Genomic DNA, 21,619 nt, shown 5'->3' with positions numbered 1-21,619 from the left:
TGTAAGTTATTTTAGATTTGTAATATCTTTTATATTTTTTAAAGAATTATTGAATTCATCCATAAGACAGCTCAAAGCTAAATTTGAAACTGAATAGACTAAATACAATAAGAATAAGAATGGTATCAAAGTAATTATAGAGGCATGATTTTTGATGAGTAAAATATAAATAATTATAAACAAAGCTGAACGTATCAAAACTGCTTTTCTAAATACACTAATAATTGAAAGAGAGTGCTTTACTAAACTAGAAAAGTTCATCTTAGAAGGTCCAAAATATCTAGTACCTCTAATTGATGGAATTGAAATCAAATTTTTTTCTAATTTTCTTAAAGATCCTGAAAAGCTATTCCATGTAGCTTTTTCATTAACCATTTTTTCAACCATTGTTTTTGGTAAACAAGTGAAATTACCAAATTTAATTGATTGTCCAGTGAAAACTAATGTAATTAATTTATGTATTTGATAACAAGTCTTAAACAACAAACTTTCAGATCTTTTAGTTCTTTCACCAATTATTGGAATTGTATCTTTATTTTCAATTTTATTTAGAAAATCATTAATTTCTTCTGGTCTATCTTCACCATCACCATCCATTGGTATTATATAATCAAATTCATCTTTCTCTAAAATATATTTTAATCCTGTTGCAATACACCTTGCATGACCTTGGTTAGTTTTCATATTTAAGATTTTTACTGAAATTAAATTATTAAGCTCATTATTGTTGGGGTCACGATCGTGTGTAGATGCATCATTTACTACTATGATTGAAATTTCATGATTTATATTTTTAGCTAAATCATCAATTTCACTAATTAGCTTACTCACAGATTGCCAATCATTATAAACAGGAATTAAAATCTTAATTTTCATTTATTTTGAACCAATCATACAAAAACCTTGTTTTTTAATTTTGCCAAAATCACCTGGACAAACTTGCTTTAAGATATCCGCATTACCAGTATAAACAATTCCACCAGATGGGTCTAGCTGGTCCGCTTTTCCTTTTATGTCCTGAAACCAAATTGGTCTTGAACTCATGTGATATGATAAATTACCTGCAATCCATTCATCACCTATCACATATTTAATTTCATTTGAAAAATTTTTAGACCATCTTCTCTCAACTAATTCAGCAATTTCTTTCCCAGGATAATCTGTTCTTTTGTTATCTTTAGTTATTGAAATATATCCATACAAAGATGGAGATAAAAACAAGAGTATAAAAAATATTATAAAAAATTTATTTAATTTTTTTAAATTGATATGTCTTTTATAGATCTCAATAAATAGAACTCCAAAAAATAAATAAAAAGGAGTCATCCACATTGTTCTTATCTTTGAACCTGAAATAAGTGAGGTTAAAAACATAAAAAATATCGGTAATACAGATATAAAAATTAAAAAGATTAACTTCTTATTCTTTTTATCAATCTTAAATTTTACTTTTGAAGTTAAAGTAAAAATTAATAAAAAAAACGGAATTAATATTCCAATTTGTTTTCCAATAAAAGACAATGGATATTTGATATGATCAATTAATTCTTTTTCTTCAAAACCAGTTCTGGCCAATCCATATGTAAGAGTAATATAATTGTTTTCGCTCAACCATATAAAATGAGGCACTAATAAAATTAAGAAAACTTCTAAAACAATAATATATTTAAAATCAAATTTTTTTTCTTTTTTTGAAAAAATAATAAATATGAAAAATAAACTTATTGATAATAGTAAATATACAAACAAATATTTAGATAAAAAACCTAAAGCAGCGAATAAGCCGATTAATACACAATCTCTAAAAGTAATTATTTTATCATTATAAATCTTCCAAGAATAATAAACTACAAGTGACCAGAAAGGTAATTGGCAAACATTTACATTAAATTCTGGGGTTGTAAAATTATAAAAGTAAATTGACTCTAAAACTATAACTGACAAAAAACTTAAAGGTTTATTCTTAAAGATTTCTATTGAAAATTTATAAACAAAATAAAATGCAATTATTACAAATAATTGACTTAAAAAATAAAAAGCCCAATCATTAGGTCCAAATATTCTATAAAATATCTCAGGAAAAAAAGCGCTCATTGGTGGGTGTTTGTTAAAGCCCCAATCTAAATTACTACTCCAAGCCAAAGCTTCAATTGTATCTAGAGGTAAATTTTGATTAGTAAGAGATGGTACTAATGTCCATACAGCCAAATGGAATAATAAAAAAATGTAAAATAATTTATCTATATTTTTGTAATATCTATTCATTAATCTATATTTTTTACAATAATTAGTCTTTCTTGACACTAATAATCTGCTGAATATACTCCCACAATTCAAAATTTACAGAATGCCTAAAGCAACTAAAACAAAAAAGAAAAAAGTTACAAAAACTAAAGCAAAACCAAAAACTAAAGTTTCTGCTAAACCAAAAGTTTCTACAAAACCTAAGGCTGCAGCTAAAAAAATAGTTGCACCAAAAGGACCAGTAAAAATCTCAAAAACTTATGAGCCAAAAGATACTGAAAAATATATGTGTGAAAAGCATTTGGTATTTTTTAGAATGAGATTAACAGAATGGAGAAAAGAATTAGTTAAAGCAAATAATCAAGCTCTTTATAATGGAAGCATGGATGATAACAGCATATCTGCTGATATTGTGGATCAAGCAAATTCATATCTAGATAAAAATGTGGAAATGAAAGCAATTAATAGACAAATCAAATTAATTTCAGAAATTGATAAAGCTTTAATGAGAATTAAAGATGGAACTTATGGTTTCTGTCTAGATACAGCTGATCCAATTGGCCTTAAAAGACTTATGGCCAGACCTGTAGCAAAATACACGATTGCTGCTCAAGAGAAACACGAAAAAGAAGAAAAAGTTCACGCAGACGACTAAGTCTAAACTTTAGGAACTTCTTCACCACTTTTCATTAAATCAAAACCTTTAATTACCGCTGGTCTTGAAGCTATCTCAGAGTACCATCTCGATAAGTTCTTATAATTTTTAAGACCAATATCATGCCACTCATGTCTAGCAATCCATGGAAAGGTTGCAATATCCGCAATAGTATAATCTTCACCAGCTAAAAACTTTGATAGTTTCAATCTTGAATCAAGCTCTTCATAAATTCTTTTGGATATTTTGAAATAACGCTGTTCACCAAACTCACTCTTCCCTGGATTATAATGATGGAATTGATGATGCTGCCCTAACATGGGACCAACATAACCCATTTGAGCCATTAACCACTGATTAATTTCTGTTTTATCTTTTTCGTTATAAAACTTTCCACTTTGTTCACCTAAATAAATCAATATTGCACCAGACTCAAAAATAGTTTGATTATTTTTGACATCTTTAATTACAGGTATTTTGCTAAATGGACTTATCTTTTTAAATTTAGGTTTAAATTGATCATCACTGCTTATATCTATAAAGGTGACTTTGTAGTCATAACCAATCTCTTCTAACATAATACTTATTTTTTTTCCGTTAGGAGTGTTGGCTGTTAGAAGCTCAATCACTTTTTAACACCAAGTCTTTCTTGAGCAGTTTTAGATGTGGTTGTGAATTCAAACCTTAATTTTTCATCTGGTCTTGCATATTTAAAACATCCCCTTGCAGCAAGAGCACCTTCATGAAAACCTGATAGAATAAGTTTTAGTTTACCTGGATAAGAACATATATCTCCAATAGCAAAGATACCTTCTTTATTGGTTTCAAAATTTTCAGTGTTAACTTCTATTGTTTTTTTATTAATATTTAATTCCCATTCTAGAATTGGACCTAATTGCATTATTAATCCAAAAAAACCAAGCACATAGTCAGATTTTAATTCTTTTATTTCACCATCATCATGTTTTATTTTTATACTATCTATTGATCCATTACCTTGTATTGAATCTAATTGATATTTAGTAAAAAGGTTTATTTTTCCAATGCCTGCAAGATCCTTTACTTTTTGAACACTTGCTTCAGCGCCACTAAAACCATCTCTTCTATGAATTAAATTAATATTACATTCTTTTGAAAGTTCCATTGCCCAATCTAAAGCTGAGTCCCCGCCACCAAATATTGAAACATTTTTTCCTTTAAACTTTGATTTATCTTTTACTGAATAAAATAAATTATTACCCTCAAATTTCTCTATATCTTTTGTAGGAAACTTTCTTGGTTCAAACGAACCAACACCACCAGCAATCACAATTGAAGATACCTCAAATTCTTTTTGATTATTTGTTTTTACATTCCATATGTTTCCATTTTTTTTAACTTCTTCAACTCTATCGTTTAAATGGAATTGAACTTTAAAAGGTTTAATCTGTTTAATTAAATTATTTGTTAACTCTTCGCCGGTGCATTCAGGAACTGCAGGAATATCGTAAATTGGTTTATCTGGATAAAGTTCTATGCATTGGCCACCAACTTTATCAAGGTTATCAACTATTTCACATTTCAATCCAATTAAACCCAATTGATGAGCACAAAATAAACCTGTTGGTCCAGCTCCAATAATTAGTACATCTGTTTTGATCATTATCCCTGTTTTGAAGGTATGCTAACAGTTAAACCTTCTAGCTCATCTGACACAATTAACTGGCAACTTAATCTACTGTTTTGTTTTGGTTCAAAAGCCATATCAAGCATGTCTTCCTCACCATCCTCTTTTGCAGGAAGTTTTTCTAACCATTCCTCATTTACATAAACATGACAAGTTGCACATGCCATGCCACCACCACAGTCAGCATCAATTCCTGGAATATCATTTTGAACAGCGCCTTCCATCACTGTGAGTCCATTTTGAATATCTATTGAATGAGTTTGATTATCGTGTGTGATGTAATTTATCTTAGTCATGAGTTATATATAGTATGTAAAAAAAATAGGGCAAGTATGTGGTTAAATACCTGCCCTATCTTAAAATTTAAACTTAGTAAAACTTATTACTTAGCTCTACCAGGTTGTTGCATAGCTGCTGCCCAAATGATTAGACCGAAAGCGATCTTGTTCAAGAAGTCAGCTGCGTTGTAAATCACGTTTAGTGAGTTAGCATCTACACCACCTGTTAGGTAACCAAAAATGTAACCTAATGGGTAGATCGCCCAACCTACAGTAACGATCATTCTCATCGCACCAAAAGCAGTAACAAGTGCTTTGTTTCCACTCTTAGCAGCTCTTTTACCTGCTTCACCAGAGAATACTTCATATAGGATGTATACCCAACCAGCCATACCGATTATGAAACCAAGTGTAGCGTTGATGTATCCAGCTTCTCCTAAGTATCCACCTACAAGCATTACTAATGTACCAATCATCAGTCTCCAGAAAATTCCTGAATCTGATTTGTTTACTGCTGCTAATACAAAGTAGAACTCAAGCATTAGTAAAGGTACTGTAATTAACCAGTCAATGTATCTGTATACAGTTGGTGAGTCACCAGTCATGATCCATACATCTCTCATGTACATGTAGTGTACGAATGCAATACCAGTTACTAGACCAGCAACTGTCATTGAAACTCTCCATCCAGCTGGTACTGAACTTCTTTCTAAGAAGAAAAATACAGTAGAAGCTAAACATGCCATTGAAACTAGCCAAAATGAAATTCCTACGAAATCATCCTGTGCTAACATGACAGTTTCAGCGTTTGCTACACCTGTAACACCCATAAGAGCAACAGCTGTAAGAGCAAACAATTTAAGTTTTTTCATAAAAAACTCCCTCTTTCGTTAGTTTTTATTTATTAGTTTATATAAACTAAGCTTAGGCTTCCCTAAGCCAAAGTTGGGGTTAAATAGCAAATAAATTTAGTTTATTGAAGAATTAATTTGATTATTTTTCGTTGATTTTACTTGTTTTTTAAATTTAAATACAATTTTAAAGTTAAAAATCTTAAAAATAAGCAAAATCGAATCAAATTAATTATGTCAGAAAAATTCAGTAAAGTTTATGAAAAATCCATCAAAGAACCTGAAAATTTTTGGAAAGAAGCAGCAAATGATGTCTTTTGGTTTAAAAAACCCACTAAAATTTTAAATAAATCTAACCCTCCGTTTTATAAATGGTACGAAGATGGAGTAACTAATACTTGTTATAACGCACTAGATATTCACATTGATCAGGGTAAAGGAAAAAAAACTGCTTTAATCTACGATAGTCCAATTACAGGTAACAAAAGTAAGTTCACTTACGAAGAATTAAGGTCAAAAGTTTCAAAATTTGCTGGGGCTTTATCAAATCAAGGAGTTAAAAAAGGAGACAGGGTAATAATTTATATGCCAATGATCCCGGAGGCAGTTGTTGCGATGCTTGCGTGTGCAAGAATAGGAGCAATTCACTCTGTAGTCTTTGGTGGTTTTGCGTCTAATGAGCTAGCAAGTAGAATTGATGATAGTAAAGCTAAGCTTTTAGTTACAGCATCGTGTGGTTTCGAGCCAGGAAAAACTGTAGAATATAAACCTCTGGTAGATGAAGCAATCAAACAAGCAAAACATAAAATAAGTAAGATGATTTTGTTTCAAAGACCAGGTCATGAAGTAAAACTCAATGCTCCATTAGAAATTAGCTGGGAGGAGTCACTTTCAAATGCATACGATCAAGATTGTGTTGAGATAAATGCAAATGACTATGCATACATACTTTACACATCTGGAACCACAGGAACTCCCAAAGGTATTGTAAGGGATATTGGTGGTCATATTGTTGCTCTCAAATGGACTATGAAAAATATTTATAACATTAATGAAGATGATGTCTGGTGGTCTGCAAGTGATATTGGTTGGATCGTTGGTCACTCTTACATAGTATATGCACCTCTCTTCAAAGGATGCACTACAGTACTTTTTGAAGGTAAGCCAGTAGGAACACCTGATGCAGGTACATTTTGGAGAATAATATCAGAGTATAATGTAAAATCTTTATTTACAGCACCTACAGCATTTAGAGCAATTAAAAAAGAGGATCCAGAAGGAAAATTCTTTTCAAAATATAATTTAGATTGTTTTGAAAGTTTATTTTTAGCTGGAGAAAGAGCAGATCCAGATACAATTAAATGGGCAGAAAATTTACTTAAGATTCCGGTCATAGACCATTGGTGGCAAACAGAAACTAGCTGGGCAATTAGTTCAAATTGTACAGGAATTGAAATGATGAAAACAAAATATGGTTCAGCATGTAAAGCTGTTCCAGGTTATGATGTTCAAATAATAAAGTCAGATCAAACTTTAGCAAAAGCAAATGAAATGGGAGATATTGTTGTAAAACTTCCATTGCCTCCTGGAACATTCCCTACTCTTTGGAATGCAGATAAGAGATATGAAGAAAATTATATGAGCAATTATCCAGGCTATTATCAAACTTATGATGCAGGTCATATTGATGATGAAGGTTACATTTGGATCATGTCTAGAACAGATGATATTATTAATGTTGCGGGCCATAGATTATCGACAGGAGCAATTGAAGAAGTTTTGTCAGAACATCAGTCTGTAGCTGAATGCGCAGTTCTTGGTATTTCAGATAAGTTAAAAGGTCAATTGCCAATTGGTTTATTAGTTTTAAAAGCAGGTGTTGAAAAAGATAATGACACTATATCTAAAGAATGTATTCAAATGGTAAGAGAAAAAATTGGTCCCGTTGCAGCATTTAAAGTTGCAATTGTGATTAAGAGATTACCTAAAACAAGATCAGGTAAAATTTTACGAGGCACAATAAGAAAGATCGCAGACAATGTTGAATATAAAATGCCACCAACTATTGATGATCCAGTAATTCTTGATGAGATAAAACAAGATCTTATTGATAATAAAATTTTAAATAATGGTTAAAACATACGCAATTTTATTAGTTGCTATCTTTTGTGAAGTAGCTGGTACAATGTTACTGCCAGTATCAAATAACTTTACAAGAGTTCTACCTACTGTTTGTCTTGCATTATTTTATTTAACTTCTTTTTACTTAATGACATTTGTAATGGATAAAATACCTATTGCTATTGTCTATGCTACATGGAGTGGACTAGGAGTATTTACAATTGCAATTCTCGGATATTTTTTCTTTAAGCAAACTTTAGCTTGGCAAGCTGTTGTTGGATTATTTTTAATAGTTCTAGGAGTTATTTTGGTCAACAGTTTTGCTGTAAAACTTAATTAAACTTTAACGGAGTACCATCTGGTTCTCCAATAATTTCTCCATCTTTCATTTTAATATTGCCTGCTATAATTGTTGCTACTGGAGTTCCTTTGAACTCAAAACCATCAAAAGGTGACCAAGCACACTTGCTTTCGATTTTTTTATTTTCAATTTTAATAGTTTTATTCATGTCAACAATTGTGAAATCTGGCTCATAGCCTTCTTTGATAAAACCTTTTTTTTGAATACCAAAAATTTTTATAGGGTTTTCGCATACTAAATTAATTAATTGAGCAAGAGATAATCTGCCTTCATTAATATGATTTAACATTGCTGGCATTAATGTTTGAACTCCTGGCATTCCAGATGGAGAGTTTGGATACTCTTTATTTTTGTTTATTTTTAAATGAGGAGCATGGTCTGATCCAATTGTATCATTCATATTATTTTTAACTGCATACCATAATCGATCATAATGTGATTTATCTCTTATTGGAGGATTCATCTGAGCATAAGTTCCAAGTTTGTCATAACAATCAGGTGCGAAAATTGTTAAATGCTGTGGAGTAATTTCAAAAGTTATATCTCCTTTGTGTTGTGATAAAAAATCAACTTCTTGTTTAGTTGTAACATGAAGTATGTGTGCTCTTTTTTTAAATCTTTCTGCTATTCTCACTATTCTTCTAGTTGATGAGATTGCACACTCTTCACTTCTCCATACTGGGTGTGAATGAACATTACCATTCTCAATTAATTTTTTATTTCTTATGAGAATTTCTTCATCTTCAGAATGAACTGAAACTACCTTTGAGGCATTTTGAAAAACTGTTTCTATATCTTTTTCATTAGCAACCAATAGGTTTCCTGTGGATGAACCAGCAAATAATTTAATTCCACAACAACCCTCTAAGTTTTTTAAATCAGCTAATTCGTTTGCGTTATCTGCTGTAGCACCAAAATAAAAAGCGTAATTGCAATACATTCTATTTTTTGCAAGATCTAACTTTCTTTGAAATTCTTTTTTGTTTGATGTAGGTGGATTTGTGTTTGGCATTTCAAAAACTGCTGTAATACCCCCTACTATTGCAGCTCTGCTTCCTGAATGTAGATCCTCAGTATCTGTTGATCCTGGTTCTCTAAAATGAGTTTGTGTATCTATACAACCTGGTAAAACTGTTTGATTTTGAGCATCATAAATTTCATTTGCTTCTTCATCTATTTTTCCAATTTTATGGATTGAGCCACCTTTTATTGCAATATCCACTTTCTGTAGATTTTTATCAATGTAACACTCACCATTTTTAATTATTAAATCTAACATTTTGTGATTTAGTTCCTATATTATAATTACTATTCGTTCAATCATGAATAATGAAAAAGTTTACATACTAGAAGATAGATCAATTTTATATGTCTCAGGAGATGACTGTAATGAATTTTTACAAAATCTAGTAAGTAATGACTTGTCAAAAGTAAAAGATGACAATAGTTGTTTCGCATCTTTACTAACTCCTCAAGGAAAATTTCTATTTGAGTTTATTATAATTAAACACAAATCTGGTTATTTTATTGATTGTGAAAAATCTCAATCAGAAGAGTTATTTAAACAGTTAAACCTATATAAATTAAGATCAAAAGTAGATTTAATGAATTTGAGTAATGAATTTGTAGTAGCAGCTTTCAGCTTAAAAAAATTTTTAGAATTTAATGATGCAAAACAAATTTTAGGTCATACTATCAAATACAGAGAGGATCCAATTTTACTAGATCCAAGAAACCAGGATCTGGGAGCGAGGCTTATTATCAATTTGGAGAAGCTCTATTTATCTTTAAAAAAACTTAAACTAAAAAGCTCAGATACATCTGAATATTATACATTATCTCATAAATTAGGAATTGTACCCTTGGGCTTAAATAAATTACAAAACAAACTTTTTGGTGCCGAATGTAATTATGAAGAACTTAATGGAATAGATTATAAAAAAGGATGTTTTGTAGGACAAGAAAACACTGCGAGAATTAAGCACAAAGATAAACTATCAAAAAGATTATTTTCTTTAGAGCTAATTAATGGCTCAATTAAAGAGAATGATATTATTAATTTTGAAGGTAAAGAAATTGGAAAAGTTTTAATAGATGGCAGTTATCCATTTGGACTAATTAAATTTAAAGAATTAAATCTAGATACAACAAATTTAATTACTGAAAGTGGTTCATTAAAAATAAATAAACCATATTGGATTAACTTTTAATATATTTTGATAAATCAGGCTTAAAATAATTTGGACCTTTCATAACTTTTCCATTTTCATTATAAATAGGTTTTCCATCATCTCCTAATTTACTCATGTTAGAATTTTGAACTTCATTAAAACATTGATCCAAATCAATACCAAACGCATGACCAGCTCCATACGTAACATACAATATATCTGTTAACGCATCTGCAACCTCAACAATATCTTTATCTTGTATTGCTTTTTTAAGCTCATCTAATTCTTCTTGTATTAAAGAAAGTCTCAAACTATTAATTTTTTCAGAACTCAAAGATGGTTTATTTTTTACCTCTTGTCCAAAAGTTTCCATAAATATTTTTACTTTTTTAAAATTTGTCATTTTACTCCTATTAGAATTGATATATTTAATATATACCTAAGTAATAATATTCAAAAATGAAAACTAGAAAAGAATTTGACAGCATTGGTAGTATTCAAGTTCCTGCAGAAAAATATTGGGGAGCTTCTACAGAACGTTCAAATAAGTTTTTTAATATTGGAAAAATTTTAGTTAACCCTTCAATTATAAAATCGATTGCAATAATCAAAAGATGTGCTGCTTTGGTTCATGCCAAAGATAGACTAATAGATAAAAAAATATCTAATACAATAGTTAAAGCAGCTGATGAAGTAATTAAAGGCAAGCTTAATGAACATTTTCCTCTAAAAGTTTGGCAAACTGGTTCAGGAACTCAGACAAATATGAATGTAAATGAAGTGATTGCAAACAGGGCGATAGAAATTTTGGGTGGAAAAAAAGGAACAAAAAAACCAGTTCATCCTAATGACCATGTAAATAAATCTCAATCAACAAATGATGTTTTTCCAACTGCTATACACATATCAGTTGCTGAAGAAACAACAAAAAAACTATTACCAAGCTTAAAAATTTTAGAAAAAGATCTTAAAAAAAAAGTAAAAGAATTTAAAAATATTGTCAAAATTGGTAGAACTCATTTACAAGATGCAACACCTTTGTCGTTAGGTCAGGAATTTTCTGGATACCATACTCAACTAAAAAAAAGTATTGAAAGAATAGAAATTGCTTTAAAGGAAATTTATTTTCTAGCTCAGGGTGGTACTGCGGTTGGTACTGGAATAAATTCAAAAAAAAACTTTGATAAAAAAATTATAAAAGAAATATCAAAATTTACAAAATTGCCTTTTAAACCAGCTCCAAATAAATTTGCAGAACTTGCAGCTCATGATGCGATAGTCAATTTTTCAGGAGCATTGAATACTTGTGCGGTAGCATTAATGAAAATTTCTAACGATATAAGGTTTTTGGGATCAGGTCCAAGAGCTGGATATGGAGAACTAATTTTACCCGAAAATGAGCCTGGATCTTCTATAATGCCTGGCAAGGTAAACCCAACTCAATGTGAGGCAGTTACAATGGTATGTGTAAAAGTAATTGGAAATCATACAGGAATAACACTAGCTGGTACTCACGGACACTTCGAGCTCAATGTTTTTAAACCAATGATGGCTCATAATATTTTACAGTCGATTGATCTTTTGGCTGATAGTTCAAAAAACTTTTCAATTTATTGTGTCAAAGGAATTAAAGCCAATCGTAAAAAAATAAAAGCTCATTTAGATAATTCACTAATGTTAGTAACTGCACTAGCACCTTACATTGGTTACGATAATGCGGCAAAAATAGCTAAGACAGCATTAAAAAACGATACAACTCTAAAAGAAGAAACCCTCAAATTAAATTTAATTAGTGAAAAAGAATATGAAAAAATTGTCGACCCAACTAAAATGATAAAACCATCATAATGTTGCTATAACTTCATTAAATAAATTTTTTATTTCTAGTCTTCTTAAATTTTTTAATTCTTTGTTTTTATAATTCTTAATTATATCTTCAATTTTTTCATTACTTTTATCATTAAGTTCAATTTTATTTATCGTTAAATTAGAACTATTAAAGTTAAATTCAAAAGATAAACTTATTTTTTTTAGTGGTTTTCTAAATTGTTTTTTTGATTGAAAAAACTTATACAAATTTTTGTCATTTTTAATTAAAAGATTGATTTTACCAGAAAGAAAATTTCCATTTTCATCGGAGGTATATTTGCTTTCGATAATGTTCATTTCAACATTATCATCAAAAATGATTTTAGATTTATCAAAGTTAAAATTTTTTTGATCGTAATTAAGACACAAATCTAGATTTCTTAAAAGTCTATGATTTTTTATTTTTTCAGAATTTAATTCTATTTTATAATTTAAATTAGGATTACTTATTATTTCTGAATTTAAAATTTGTAAAAAAATTCCATTTAAGTCAATCAAATTAGATAAATCAAAATTTCTTAAATTAATTTCAATATCTGAATAAAATGGTTTAAAATTTACAAATCCTTTATAAAAACTTTTATCATTAATTTTCCGATTTGAATCAAAGACTAGATTATTTTTACCTAACTTTATATTTGAAACATAAGAATTCGAACCATCTTGCAATTCAAAAATGGCGATATTAGGTTTGTTCAAATAATCTAATTTTAAATTGAATTTTTTTCCAATTTTTTTTAATTCTACATTTAAATCAGTCTTTTTTTTTAAATAATCATTTAAGAGATTAACTTTTAAAGGATTATTAAAAATCTCACCTTTAAAATTTAAAGTATTTTTAAAATTGATTTGATCAAAGTATGATTTGCTTTCCTTTGAGGTTAAAATTGCATAAATTTCGTCTGATTTTGATTTAAAAAAAAATTTATTATTTTTTAAAAATAGTTTTTTGTTATTAATCTCTTTATCAAAAAAGTTAAAAAATTCTTTAATATCGTTATTATAAATTTCAATTTGCGAGTCTTCTACATATATATTTTGGATGTTAACTTTTTCTTTATCAAAAAATTTATTATACGATAAATGTAATTTCATTAATTTAATTTTACTAATTCTTTTATTGTCATGAATAAGTTCAACATTTTTTAAATGAAAACTTGGAACTGGGAACATTGAGTAATTTACTTTTTCTGGAAGTACAAAATTAAAATCAAACTCAGTTTCAAGCTGTTTTTTAATTTTACTTAAAACCCATTTATTCTGATAAAAAGCTGGGGCTGATAAATGAGCAAAAACTGAGAGTATAATTATAGCAATTGTTATGTGAAATCTTCGATCATAAATTAAAGATTTGAACCATTGTCTGAAATTTTTTAAATTTAAAGTACTTAGATTATTAGCTAAAAAATCATTAAATTTTTTTAATAAGTTGAATATTTCTTTCTTTGAGGGTGTTGAAAATTTAATCATTAGTTATAAATGGTTTATATTAAATTATTACAAATGATAAACTCTGAATTTCTAAAAAATCTCAATAATGCGCAAAAAAATGCTGTTTCTCATTTAGATGGGCCTTTATTAATTGTTGCGGGCGCTGGATCAGGAAAAACAAAAGTTTTAACCTCAAGAATAGCTAACTTAATTAAACAAAATAAAGCTTTTCCCAATCAAATATTAGCTGTCACTTTTACTAATAAGGCTGCTAAGGAAATGCAATATAGAATTAGTCAAATTCTCAAAACCGAAGCAACTAGTTTACCTTGGTTGGGAACCTTCCATTCAATATGTGCAAAACTTTTGAGAAAACATGCTGCGGCTGCAAATTTAAACTACAATTTTACAATTGTTGATACTGATGATCAAATCAGATTAATCAAAAATATTTGTAAAGCTGAAAATATTGATACAAAACAACTTTCTCCAAAATTTATACTTGGCATCATTGATAAATGGAAAAATAAAGGTTTGTATCCACAGGATGTGGAATTTAATAAAAAAGATATTTATGAAAAAACTACTCTTCCAATATATAAAATTTATCAACAAAAATTAGTTGAACTAAATTCTTGTGATTTTGGTGATCTAATTCTTCATACAGTAAAAATTTTAGAAAATAATACGGATATTAAAGAAATTTATAATAAAAATTTTAAATATATTTTAGTAGATGAATATCAAGACACAAATTTTATACAAAGTAAATGGCTTAATCTTTTAGTAAATAAAGATCAAAATATTTGTTGTGTAGGTGATGATGATCAGTCAATTTATAGTTGGCGAGGTGCAGAAATAAAAAACTTTTTAGAATTTGATAAAATCTACAAAAATACAAAAGTAATAAGATTAGAGGAAAATTATAGATCTACACAAAATATACTTAATGTTGCATCTTCTTTGATATCTAATAATCAAAATAGAGTTGGAAAAACACTAAAATCAACAAAAGATGAAGGAGAACTTATTAAGCTAAACTGTTATAAAAATGGAAAAGAAGAAGCTATTGGAATTTCAGATGAAATAGAACAAAATATAAAAAAAAAATATTCGTATAACAATATTGCTATTTTAGTTAGAGCAATATTTCAAACTAGAGAATTTGAAGAAAGATTTTTAAAAATTGGATTACCGTATAGAATTATTGGGGGAACTAAATTCTATGAAAGAGCTGAAATTAAAGATTGTATTGCATATTTAAGAATTGTTTTTCAAGATAAGGATGATCTAGCCTTTGAAAGAATTGTAAATAATCCAAAAAGAGCTATTGGAGATAATACAATTAAACAAATTCACGAACATTCAAAAAAAAATATAATTTGTTTAGAAAAATCATCAAAGCAATTAATTGAATTAAACTTGATTAAACCAAAAACTAAAATTGGGCTGAGCTCATTTTTAACCTTGTTAGAAAAATGGCGATATGAATTATTAGTCAAAAAAATTAGTCATGTTAAACTTTTGCAAATTATATTGGATGAGTCAGGCTACTCCTCAATGCTTAAAAACAAAAAAGATTTAGAAAATGAAAATAGATTAGAGAATATCAAAGAACTTTTAAACGCAATGAAGGAGTTTGATAATCTTGAAAGCTTTTTGGAACATGTATCATTGGCAACCTCAATTGATCAAGATTGGGAAGGTGAAAAAGTTAATATGATGACCATGCATGCTGCAAAAGGATTAGAATTTGATGTTATTTTTCTTCCTGGTTGGGAAGAAGGATTATTTCCTCATCAAAAGTCAATTGAAGAAAAGGGGCAAAACGGATTAGAGGAAGATGGACGTTTAGCTTATGTAGGGATTACTAGAGCAAAAAAAATTGCCAACATTTCATTTTCAATGAATAGATTTTACCAAGGAGATTGGATGGATAGTTTAGCATCTAGATTTATTGATGAGTTACCAGAAGATTTTGTTGAAAAAAATAATTTTAACAATCAAGATTTTATCCAAGAAGATGATTTTGAATTTAATCAAGATTTTGATAACGATGATGATTATAGAAGTCCTGGCTGGATAAGATATCAAAAAAGAATTAAATGATTAGAAGTAAAATTTTAAAATTAAAAAACTATTTTGAAAAATATAAAATCGATGGTTATGTAATTCCAAAAAATGATGAGTTTTTTTCTGAATTTGATCAATTTGATAGATTAAAGAAAATTTCAAACTTTAGTGGTTCTGCAGGTCTGGCAATCATCACAAAAAATCAAAATTTTTTATTTGTGGATGGAAGATATACAATTCAAGCAAAAAATCAGTCAGGTAAGTTTTTTAAGATTTTAGACATAACAAACAATCCACCAAACAGAGTATTAAAAAATATAAGACTAGGATTGGATCCAAAAATTTTTACAAAAAAAACAATAAAAAGATTGTTTTCAAAAAAAATAAAGATTAAAGAATTAGATGATAACTTAACTGATAAAGTTATTTCGATTAAAACAAAAAAAAGTAAAAATTTTTTTTCAATTCCTGGAATTATCACTGGTGAGACTAAAAGTTCAAAAATTAGTAGGGTTGCAAAATTTCTAAAAAATATAAGTGCTGACTATCTTTTTGTAACTGCACCTGAAAATGTCGCTTGGCTCCTCAATATAAGAGGAAATGATAATCCAAATTCTCCAATTCCTAATAGTCAAGTAATAGTTACAAAAGAAAAAAAAATTTTGTTTTTTTCTGACAAATATAAAATTAGCAAAATTATAAATGATAAAACAATAAATAATAATCAATTTGCTAAATTACATGAAATTGAGTCATGTATAAATAAGCTTAAGAAAGGAACTTTTGTAATAGACTCAAGTTCTTGCTCTTTATTTTATGAAAATTTAATAAACAAAAAATTTAGGGTATTAAAAAAAGATGACCCGATTTATGAATTTAAGGCAATTAAAAATCATTCAGAAATTAATCATATGATTCAAACTCATAATGAAGATGGATTAGCGTTAACAAAATTTATATATTGGATAAAACATAACAAAAAAAAAATTAATGAAATTGATGCGGAAAAAAAATTAGAAAGCTTTAGAAAAAAAAGTAAGAAATATCTTTATCCTAGCTTTAATACAATAGCAGGATCTGGTAAAAATGGAGCTATAGTTCACTACAGAGCAGAACCAAAAAATTGTAGATGGTTAAATCGAAAAGAAATTTTTCTTTTTGATTCTGGTGGACAATATAAATATGGAACAACAGATGTTACCAGAACAATCTGTTTTAATTCACCTCACCCAAAAATTAAAAATATTTTTACAAGAGTTTTAAAAGGTCATATTGCTGTGTATCAAAGTGATTTAAAAAAATATGACAATGGAAAAAAAATTGATGGAAGAGCAAGAAAATATCTTACAGAAGTAGGATTAGATTATGCTCATGGAACTGGACATGGAGTAGGATTTTTCTTAAATGTACATGAAGGGCCACAATCTATTTCTAAATATAACAAAATCAAACTAAAAGAAGGAATGATAATAAGTAATGAGCCTGGTTACTATAAAGAGAATGAATTTGGAATTAGAATTGAAAATTTAATATATATCAAAAAAGACAAAAAAAATTTAAGATTTGAAAATTTAACATTTGCACCAATAGATATTGATCTTATTAACTTCAAATTATTAAACAAAAATGAGAAAAATTATTTATTCAAATATCATCTAGATATTTATTCAAAATATTCGAAATATCTAAGTAAAAAAGAGAAAAGTTGGTTAGCAAGTTTAATCTAGCATTTTTTTAAATTCATCTTGAGTTATTATTTTAATATCTAAATCCTGTGCTAAATTAACTTTTTTAGGAGTTGGTTTTTCACCAATTATTAGAAAATCTAATTTTTTATTTACATTACTTAAAATTTTACCTGAATTATTTTCAATTAAAGATTTTACTTCTGATCTACTTATGCCAATTAACTTACCAGTAATTAAAAAACTTTTATTACTTAGTTTACCATCAATTTTCTTTAATTTAATTGAGTTAATGTTAAGTATTTTTTTTAACTCATCTAAAATTTTTATATTAGTTGAGTTTTTAAAAAATAATTCTAATGAGTTAATTTGTGTTTGTCCTATACCATCTAAATTTATAAGTTCCATAATTTTATTTTCCTTAAACAAATCAAAAAATTTTTGTGGAATTTTTAAATATGATGCAATTAATTTTGAATTTTCTAAACCTATATGTCTTATACCAAGTGAAAATATGAATCTGTCAAAATCAATTGTTCTTTTTAAATCAATTGAATATTTTAAATTAGATACTGATAAATTCCCCCATCCTTCTAATTTTTTAATCAAATTGAAATTTAAATTAAAAATGTCCTGAGGATATCTAATTATTTTTTTATTCCAAAAATCCTCTATGATTTTTTTTCCTAATCCTTCTATATTAAATGCTTCTTTTGAAACAAAATGTTTTAACTTTTCTATCGACATTTTTTCACATTCAAATCCTTGACTAGTACATCTTCTAACTGCATCTTTTTTTTTTGTGGTAATATTAAACTCTTTAATAGTACTAGATCCACATGAGGGACATTTTTCTGGAAAACTAAACTGCTTGGAATTATTAGGTCTTTTGCTCAAATCAACAGACAAAACATGAGGTATTACATCTCCAGCTCTTTCAATTACTACTGTATCATTTATCCTTATGTCTTTACGATTAATTTCATCTTCATTATGGAGAGTTGCATTTGAAACAACAACACCCCCAATATTTACAGGATTTATCTTAGCAACAGGAGTTAATGCTCCTGTTCTTCCAATTTGAATTTCTATATTAGTAATCTTTGAGACAGCGTTATTTGCTGCAAACTTATGAGCAATTGCCCATCTAGGAGCATTTGCTACAAAACCTAATCTTTTTTGTAATTTAAAGTCATTTATTTTATAAACAAGTCCATCAATATCAAATTCTATCTCTGATCTTTCTTTTTCAAATAATTTATGATTTGAAACTAATTTTTTTATACCTGAAATTTTTTTATTATAAGGATTGGTTTTAAATCCACATTTTTTTAAAAGTTTGATAAAATCAGTTTGTTTTTCAGATTTCAATCCTTTTTCATAACCATATGTGTAAGCGATAAATTTTAAAGGTATCGTTGATGTTGCTTTTGGATCTTAATGTCTTAAAGAACCAGACGCAGCATTTCTTGGATTGGCAAACTTTGAGCTCAATTTTCTAAAGTCATTGTTCTTAATAAAAACTTCACCTCTAATATCAATCTCTAATGGAAAATCTTTGGAATTTATGTGTTTTGGTATATCTTTAATTGTAAGTAAGTTTTTAGTGATGTCTTCTCCTTCACTTCCATCACCTCGTGATAAACCCTGAATTAAATTACCGTTTACATAAGTTAAAGATGCTGAAATACCATCTATTTTAGGCTCAATTGAATACTCAATTTCGTGATTATAATCTAAATCTAAATAGTTTTTGATTTTTTTTTCAAAATTAACTAAATCCTCTTCATCAAAAGCATTGGCAAGAGAAAGCATTGGCACTTTATGCTTAACTTTCTTAAAATTTTTTGATGGTTTAAAACCAACAGTTTTAGATGGAGAATTAGGATCATCTAAAAAATCGAATTTTTTCTCTAAATCTAATATTTCTTTTTTTATAGCATCATATTCAGCGTCTGAAACTTTTGGAGAATTGTCGTTATAATAGGACTTATTATGTTTTTTTAATTCTAAAATTTTTTTTTTATAATTTTCTTTAATCTTATTTTGACTCATCTTAATCAAATAATGATTTAAATTTTTTTAACAGTTTACTTCCTTTGTCTTTCTTAATTTTCTTTATTGGATTATCATAATCTCTATTAAAAACTTTATAGGTTTTTTTATACCAATCGCTTGATTGATAATTATAACCCAAAAGACTAGCGTATTTTTTAGACTCATCAATCAATCCGAGTTTGAAGTAAATTTCTACAAGTCTATGCAATGATTCTTCCACATACTCTGTCTGGCCATAATTATTTATCACATTTTTAAATCTATTTAATGCAGGTATCCATTTTTCTCTCTGTAAATAGTATCTTGCTATATAGACTTCTTTTGATGCTAGAATATTATCAATTAACAATAATTTAAATTTTGCATCCAAGGCAAAATCTGTATCAGGATAATTTTCAATAATATGAATAAAATTTTTTTTAGATTTTAATAAAGGAGATAAATCTTTAGTCTCATCTATAATAAGCTCATAATAACAAGTTGCGAGCAAAAAATATGCATAAGAAATGTTTTTACTATTAGGATATTTTTTTATAAATCTATCTAACTCAAAAATTGCATCTCCATAATAATCTTGAATATAGTATGAATAAGCTGCCATCAGAACAGATCTTGGTGCCCAAATAGATTGGGGATAAATATTTTCAACTATATTAAAATTTTTAGCTGCAAACAAAACATCTCCTTCTTCCAAGGCTGTAACACCAGCTTGATATGCCTCGACCATTTGTTCTTCAAGATTTTTTTCTTGTAGTACTATTTTTTTCTCTTTTTTTCCTCCGCAAGAACTTGTTGATAAAAAAAGACCTATTGAGAAAAAAATAATTAAAAATTTCATACCAACATTAATAATTGATTAAAATTTTTATGCTATAGATTTATAGAGATACTTATTGAAAAACGTATGAGGTAAATTTTTCTCGTTTATTTCTGTGATTGAGTAGTTTTCTTTGTTTTCAAATACTTTTCGAAGTAAATCATTTGTCAATTTATGACCACCTTGTGAACAAACTATTTTTCCAATTATTTTATAACCAGATAAATATATATCACCCATACAATCTAAAATTTTGTGATTTACAAATTCATTCTCATTTCTCAAGCCACCATTATTTAAAATTTTTTCATCTTTCACTACAATTGCATTTTCTAGAGATCCTCCTCTAGCTAGACCATTGGCTCTTAGCTTCTCAATATCCTCAAATAAACAAAATGTTCTTGAATTAAATGTATCAGTTAAGTCATCCTCATAAACTAAAAGTCTATTTCTTTGATTTCCAATTAGTTTATTCTCATATTTTAATTCAAAATCTATTTCTAAATTTATTTTACTAGGTTCTATTGATATGGATTTTTTGCCATCGTGAAACTCTACTTTTTTATTTAATCTTATAACTTTGATTGGAGACTGTGTTGTTTCTATTCCAGATTTTAATATTTCGTTCACAAATACTTTTGCTGAACCATCCATAATTGGAACTTCTTCATTATCCAATTCAACTATGGCATTATCAATACCAAGACCAAAAAATGCTCCCATTAAATGTTCTAAAGTCGATACTTTAACACCATGACTATTTGATATGGTAGTGCATAACACAGCGCTACAAACATTGTTAACGTGAGGTATGACTATATTATCTTGCTTTAAATCAGTTCTTACAAACACTATTCCAGAATTTGGATTTGAAGGTTTTATTTTAAGGTTTACTGGTTTTCCAGAGTGCAAACCAACGCCTGCTATAGAAATAGTTTTTTTAATTGTTTTTTGTTTATGAAATTCCATTAAACTCAAAGTATAATCCTCTTCTTATTTTCTAAACTCAACAAATATTACAAATAAATACGATTTAACCTCTACTCAAAAAATGAAAAAATCTCTCAAAAAATGCCATTTTTTTTGGTATTTTTTTAATCAAGGATACCTCTAAATTATCATCAAAAAAAAAATGATTGGCTGCTGCGACACATACATCATATGCATTCTCTACAGAACTTACACTTAAAGTATCCGTAGAATAAAATTTATCAATTTCAACTTCAAGTTCTAAGAATTTAGATCTTAATTTATCTTTTATTTGATTTGATAAGAATATAAATTTTACATTAATAGCATAATCGCTGATATTTGGTACAGTTTCCAGATTATCATAGAT

19 protein-coding genes and 1 pseudogene are annotated in these 21,619 nt (G+C 27.8%); 7 read left to right on the top strand and 13 right to left on the bottom strand.

From position 1 onward, the window contains the following. Window positions 1–6: 6 nt before the first annotated feature. Window positions 7–876 (bottom strand): glycosyltransferase, encoded by an 870-nt coding sequence (locus tag ACTT90_RS07075; protein WP_440938053.1) that lies wholly within the window; start codon window positions 874–876, stop codon window positions 7–9. Beyond that, window positions 877–2,265 carry a glycosyltransferase family 39 protein gene (locus ACTT90_RS07070; RefSeq protein ID WP_440937525.1) on the bottom strand — a complete coding sequence of 463 codons (1,389 nt, stop codon included), beginning with the start codon at window positions 2,263–2,265 and terminating at the stop codon, window positions 877–879. 82 nt (window positions 2,266–2,347) lie between these two features. Here ACTT90_RS07070 and ACTT90_RS07065 point away from each other — a divergent pair, with 82 nt between their 5' ends. Next, the gene (locus tag ACTT90_RS07065) at window positions 2,348–2,899 is read left to right on the top strand and encodes a TraR/DksA family transcriptional regulator (RefSeq protein ID WP_440937524.1); all 552 of its coding nucleotides are present in this window, start codon (window positions 2,348–2,350) and stop codon (window positions 2,897–2,899) included. Between the two features lie 2 nt (window positions 2,900–2,901). Here ACTT90_RS07065 and ACTT90_RS07060 read toward each other — a convergent pair whose 3' ends face one another. From ACTT90_RS07060 to ACTT90_RS07045, 4 genes are all read right to left on the bottom strand, one after another. Further along, a complete protein-coding gene (locus ACTT90_RS07060) occupies window positions 2,902–3,528 on the bottom strand; it encodes a glutathione S-transferase family protein (protein ID WP_440937523.1) in 627 nt (208 codons plus the stop codon). Next, entirely contained in the window at window positions 3,525–4,541 is a 1,017-nt protein-coding gene (locus ACTT90_RS07055; protein WP_440937522.1) for an NAD(P)/FAD-dependent oxidoreductase, read from the bottom strand. The genes ACTT90_RS07060 and ACTT90_RS07055 overlap by 4 nt, the downstream gene beginning before the upstream one ends. Further along, entirely contained in the window at window positions 4,541–4,861 is a 321-nt protein-coding gene (locus ACTT90_RS07050; protein WP_440937521.1) for a 2Fe-2S iron-sulfur cluster-binding protein, read from the bottom strand. Before ACTT90_RS07050 ends, ACTT90_RS07055 begins: the two co-directional genes overlap by 1 nt. 86 nt (window positions 4,862–4,947) lie before the next feature. Further along, window positions 4,948–5,715 (bottom strand): bacteriorhodopsin-like, encoded by a 768-nt coding sequence (locus ACTT90_RS07045; RefSeq protein ID WP_014952819.1) that lies wholly within the window; start codon window positions 5,713–5,715, stop codon window positions 4,948–4,950. Window positions 5,716–5,928: 213 nt separating this feature from the next. Between ACTT90_RS07045 and ACTT90_RS07040 the strand changes: the two genes are divergently transcribed. Together ACTT90_RS07040 and ACTT90_RS07035 are read left to right on the top strand one after the other, a co-directional pair. Further along, complete coding sequence (locus ACTT90_RS07040; RefSeq protein WP_440937520.1) at window positions 5,929–7,830, top strand: propionyl-CoA synthetase; 1,902 nt, start codon at window positions 5,929–5,931, stop codon at window positions 7,828–7,830. Next, the gene (locus ACTT90_RS07035; protein ID WP_440937519.1) at window positions 7,823–8,155 is read left to right on the top strand and encodes a DMT family transporter; all 333 of its coding nucleotides are present in this window, start codon (window positions 7,823–7,825) and stop codon (window positions 8,153–8,155) included. The genes ACTT90_RS07040 and ACTT90_RS07035 overlap by 8 nt, the downstream gene beginning before the upstream one ends. Here the strand turns inward: ACTT90_RS07035 and ACTT90_RS07030 are convergent. After that, window positions 8,148–9,455, bottom strand: a complete 1,308-nt coding sequence (locus tag ACTT90_RS07030) for a dihydroorotase (RefSeq protein WP_440938052.1) — start codon at window positions 9,453–9,455, stop codon at window positions 8,148–8,150. The genes ACTT90_RS07035 and ACTT90_RS07030 overlap by 8 nt on opposite strands. Window positions 9,456–9,498: 43 nt before the next feature. On the opposite strand from ACTT90_RS07030, the gene ygfZ reads away from it, so the two are divergent. Then, entirely contained in the window at window positions 9,499–10,386 is an 888-nt protein-coding gene (gene ygfZ / locus ACTT90_RS07025) for a CAF17-like 4Fe-4S cluster assembly/insertion protein YgfZ (protein WP_440937517.1), read from the top strand. Here the strand turns inward: ygfZ and ACTT90_RS07020 are convergent. Beyond that, window positions 10,376–10,750: a phosphoribosyl-ATP diphosphatase gene (locus ACTT90_RS07020; RefSeq protein WP_440937516.1), complete on the bottom strand. Its 375-nt coding sequence runs from the start codon at window positions 10,748–10,750 to the stop codon at window positions 10,376–10,378. The genes ygfZ and ACTT90_RS07020 overlap by 11 nt on opposite strands. A gap of 56 nt (window positions 10,751–10,806) precedes the next feature. On the opposite strand from ACTT90_RS07020, the gene fumC reads away from it, so the two are divergent. Beyond that, window positions 10,807–12,195 (top strand): class II fumarate hydratase, encoded by a 1,389-nt coding sequence (fumC, locus tag ACTT90_RS07015; protein ID WP_440937515.1) that lies wholly within the window; start codon window positions 10,807–10,809, stop codon window positions 12,193–12,195. Here the strand turns inward: fumC and ACTT90_RS07010 are convergent. After that, entirely contained in the window at window positions 12,190–13,686 is a 1,497-nt protein-coding gene (locus ACTT90_RS07010) for a hypothetical protein (RefSeq protein WP_440938051.1), read from the bottom strand. The two genes, fumC and ACTT90_RS07010, sit on opposite strands and share 6 nt — an antisense overlap. Before the next feature lie 33 nt (window positions 13,687–13,719). Between ACTT90_RS07010 and ACTT90_RS07005 the strand changes: the two genes are divergently transcribed. Continuing rightward, complete coding sequence (locus ACTT90_RS07005; RefSeq protein ID WP_440938065.1) at window positions 13,720–15,756, top strand: ATP-dependent helicase; 2,037 nt, start codon at window positions 13,720–13,722, stop codon at window positions 15,754–15,756. Continuing rightward, window positions 15,753–17,447 carry a M24 family metallopeptidase gene (locus ACTT90_RS07000; protein WP_440937513.1) on the top strand — a complete coding sequence of 565 codons (1,695 nt, stop codon included), beginning with the start codon at window positions 15,753–15,755 and terminating at the stop codon, window positions 17,445–17,447. Before ACTT90_RS07005 ends, ACTT90_RS07000 begins: the two co-directional genes overlap by 4 nt. On the opposite strand, the pseudogene ligA reads toward ACTT90_RS07000, so the two are convergent. The 4 genes and pseudogenes from ligA to ACTT90_RS06980 all read right to left on the bottom strand — a co-directional run. After that, window positions 17,439–19,460: pseudogene (ligA, locus tag ACTT90_RS06995) on the bottom strand (NAD-dependent DNA ligase LigA). The gene ACTT90_RS07000 and the pseudogene ligA sit on opposite strands and share 9 nt — an antisense overlap. 1 nt (window position 19,461) lies before the next feature. After that, window positions 19,462–20,301 carry an outer membrane protein assembly factor BamD gene (locus ACTT90_RS06990; protein ID WP_440937511.1) on the bottom strand — a complete coding sequence of 280 codons (840 nt, stop codon included), beginning with the start codon at window positions 20,299–20,301 and terminating at the stop codon, window positions 19,462–19,464. Window positions 20,302–20,328: 27 nt separating this feature from the next. After that, on the bottom strand, window positions 20,329–21,249 hold the full coding sequence (gene lpxC / locus ACTT90_RS06985) for a UDP-3-O-acyl-N-acetylglucosamine deacetylase (RefSeq protein WP_440937510.1): 921 nt from the start codon (window positions 21,247–21,249) through the stop codon (window positions 20,329–20,331). 64 nt (window positions 21,250–21,313) lie between these two features. After that, the coding region (locus ACTT90_RS06980; RefSeq protein ID WP_440937509.1) for a hypothetical protein at window positions 21,314–21,619 on the bottom strand (306 nt) is incomplete at its 5' end.

The organism is Candidatus Pelagibacter sp. (assembly GCF_052049935.1).
GTDB lineage: Bacteria > Pseudomonadota > Alphaproteobacteria > Pelagibacterales > Pelagibacteraceae > Pelagibacter.
The sequence above is the reverse complement of the archived record's forward strand: the minus strand, read 5'-3'. Positions and strand labels throughout refer to the sequence as shown.

Bases quoted from the DNA above. Each gene is read 5' to 3' on its own strand.
- ACTT90_RS07075 (WP_440938053.1), bottom strand. From the start codon at position 876: ATGAAAATTAAGATTTTAATTCCTGTTTATAATGATTGGCAATCTGTG.
- ACTT90_RS07070 (WP_440937525.1), bottom strand. From the start codon at position 2,265: ATGAATAGATATTACAAAAATATAGATAAATTATTTTACATTTTTTTA.
- ACTT90_RS07065 (WP_440937524.1), top strand. From the start codon at position 2,348: ATGCCTAAAGCAACTAAAACAAAAAAGAAAAAAGTTACAAAAACTAAA.
- ACTT90_RS07055 (WP_440937522.1), bottom strand. From the start codon at position 4,541: ATGATCAAAACAGATGTACTAATTATTGGAGCTGGACCAACAGGTTTA.
- ACTT90_RS07050 (WP_440937521.1), bottom strand. From the start codon at position 4,861: ATGACTAAGATAAATTACATCACACACGATAATCAAACTCATTCAATA.
- ACTT90_RS07045 (WP_014952819.1), bottom strand. From the start codon at position 5,715: ATGAAAAAACTTAAATTGTTTGCTCTTACAGCTGTTGCTCTTATGGGT.
- ACTT90_RS07040 (WP_440937520.1), top strand. From the start codon at position 5,929: ATGTCAGAAAAATTCAGTAAAGTTTATGAAAAATCCATCAAAGAACCT.
- ACTT90_RS07035 (WP_440937519.1), top strand. From the start codon at position 7,823: ATGGTTAAAACATACGCAATTTTATTAGTTGCTATCTTTTGTGAAGTA.
- ACTT90_RS07030 (WP_440938052.1), bottom strand. From the start codon at position 9,455: ATGTTAGATTTAATAATTAAAAATGGTGAGTGTTACATTGATAAAAAT.
- ygfZ (WP_440937517.1), top strand. From the start codon at position 9,499: ATGAATAATGAAAAAGTTTACATACTAGAAGATAGATCAATTTTATAT.
- ACTT90_RS07020 (WP_440937516.1), bottom strand. From the start codon at position 10,750: ATGACAAATTTTAAAAAAGTAAAAATATTTATGGAAACTTTTGGACAA.
- fumC (WP_440937515.1), top strand. From the start codon at position 10,807: ATGAAAACTAGAAAAGAATTTGACAGCATTGGTAGTATTCAAGTTCCT.
- ACTT90_RS07010 (WP_440938051.1), bottom strand. From the start codon at position 13,686: ATGATTAAATTTTCAACACCCTCAAAGAAAGAAATATTCAACTTATTA.
- ACTT90_RS07005 (WP_440938065.1), top strand. From the start codon at position 13,720: ATGATAAACTCTGAATTTCTAAAAAATCTCAATAATGCGCAAAAAAAT.
- ACTT90_RS07000 (WP_440937513.1), top strand. From the start codon at position 15,753: ATGATTAGAAGTAAAATTTTAAAATTAAAAAACTATTTTGAAAAATAT.
- ACTT90_RS06990 (WP_440937511.1), bottom strand. From the start codon at position 20,301: ATGAAATTTTTAATTATTTTTTTCTCAATAGGTCTTTTTTTATCAACA.
- lpxC (WP_440937510.1), bottom strand. From the start codon at position 21,249: ATGGAATTTCATAAACAAAAAACAATTAAAAAAACTATTTCTATAGCA.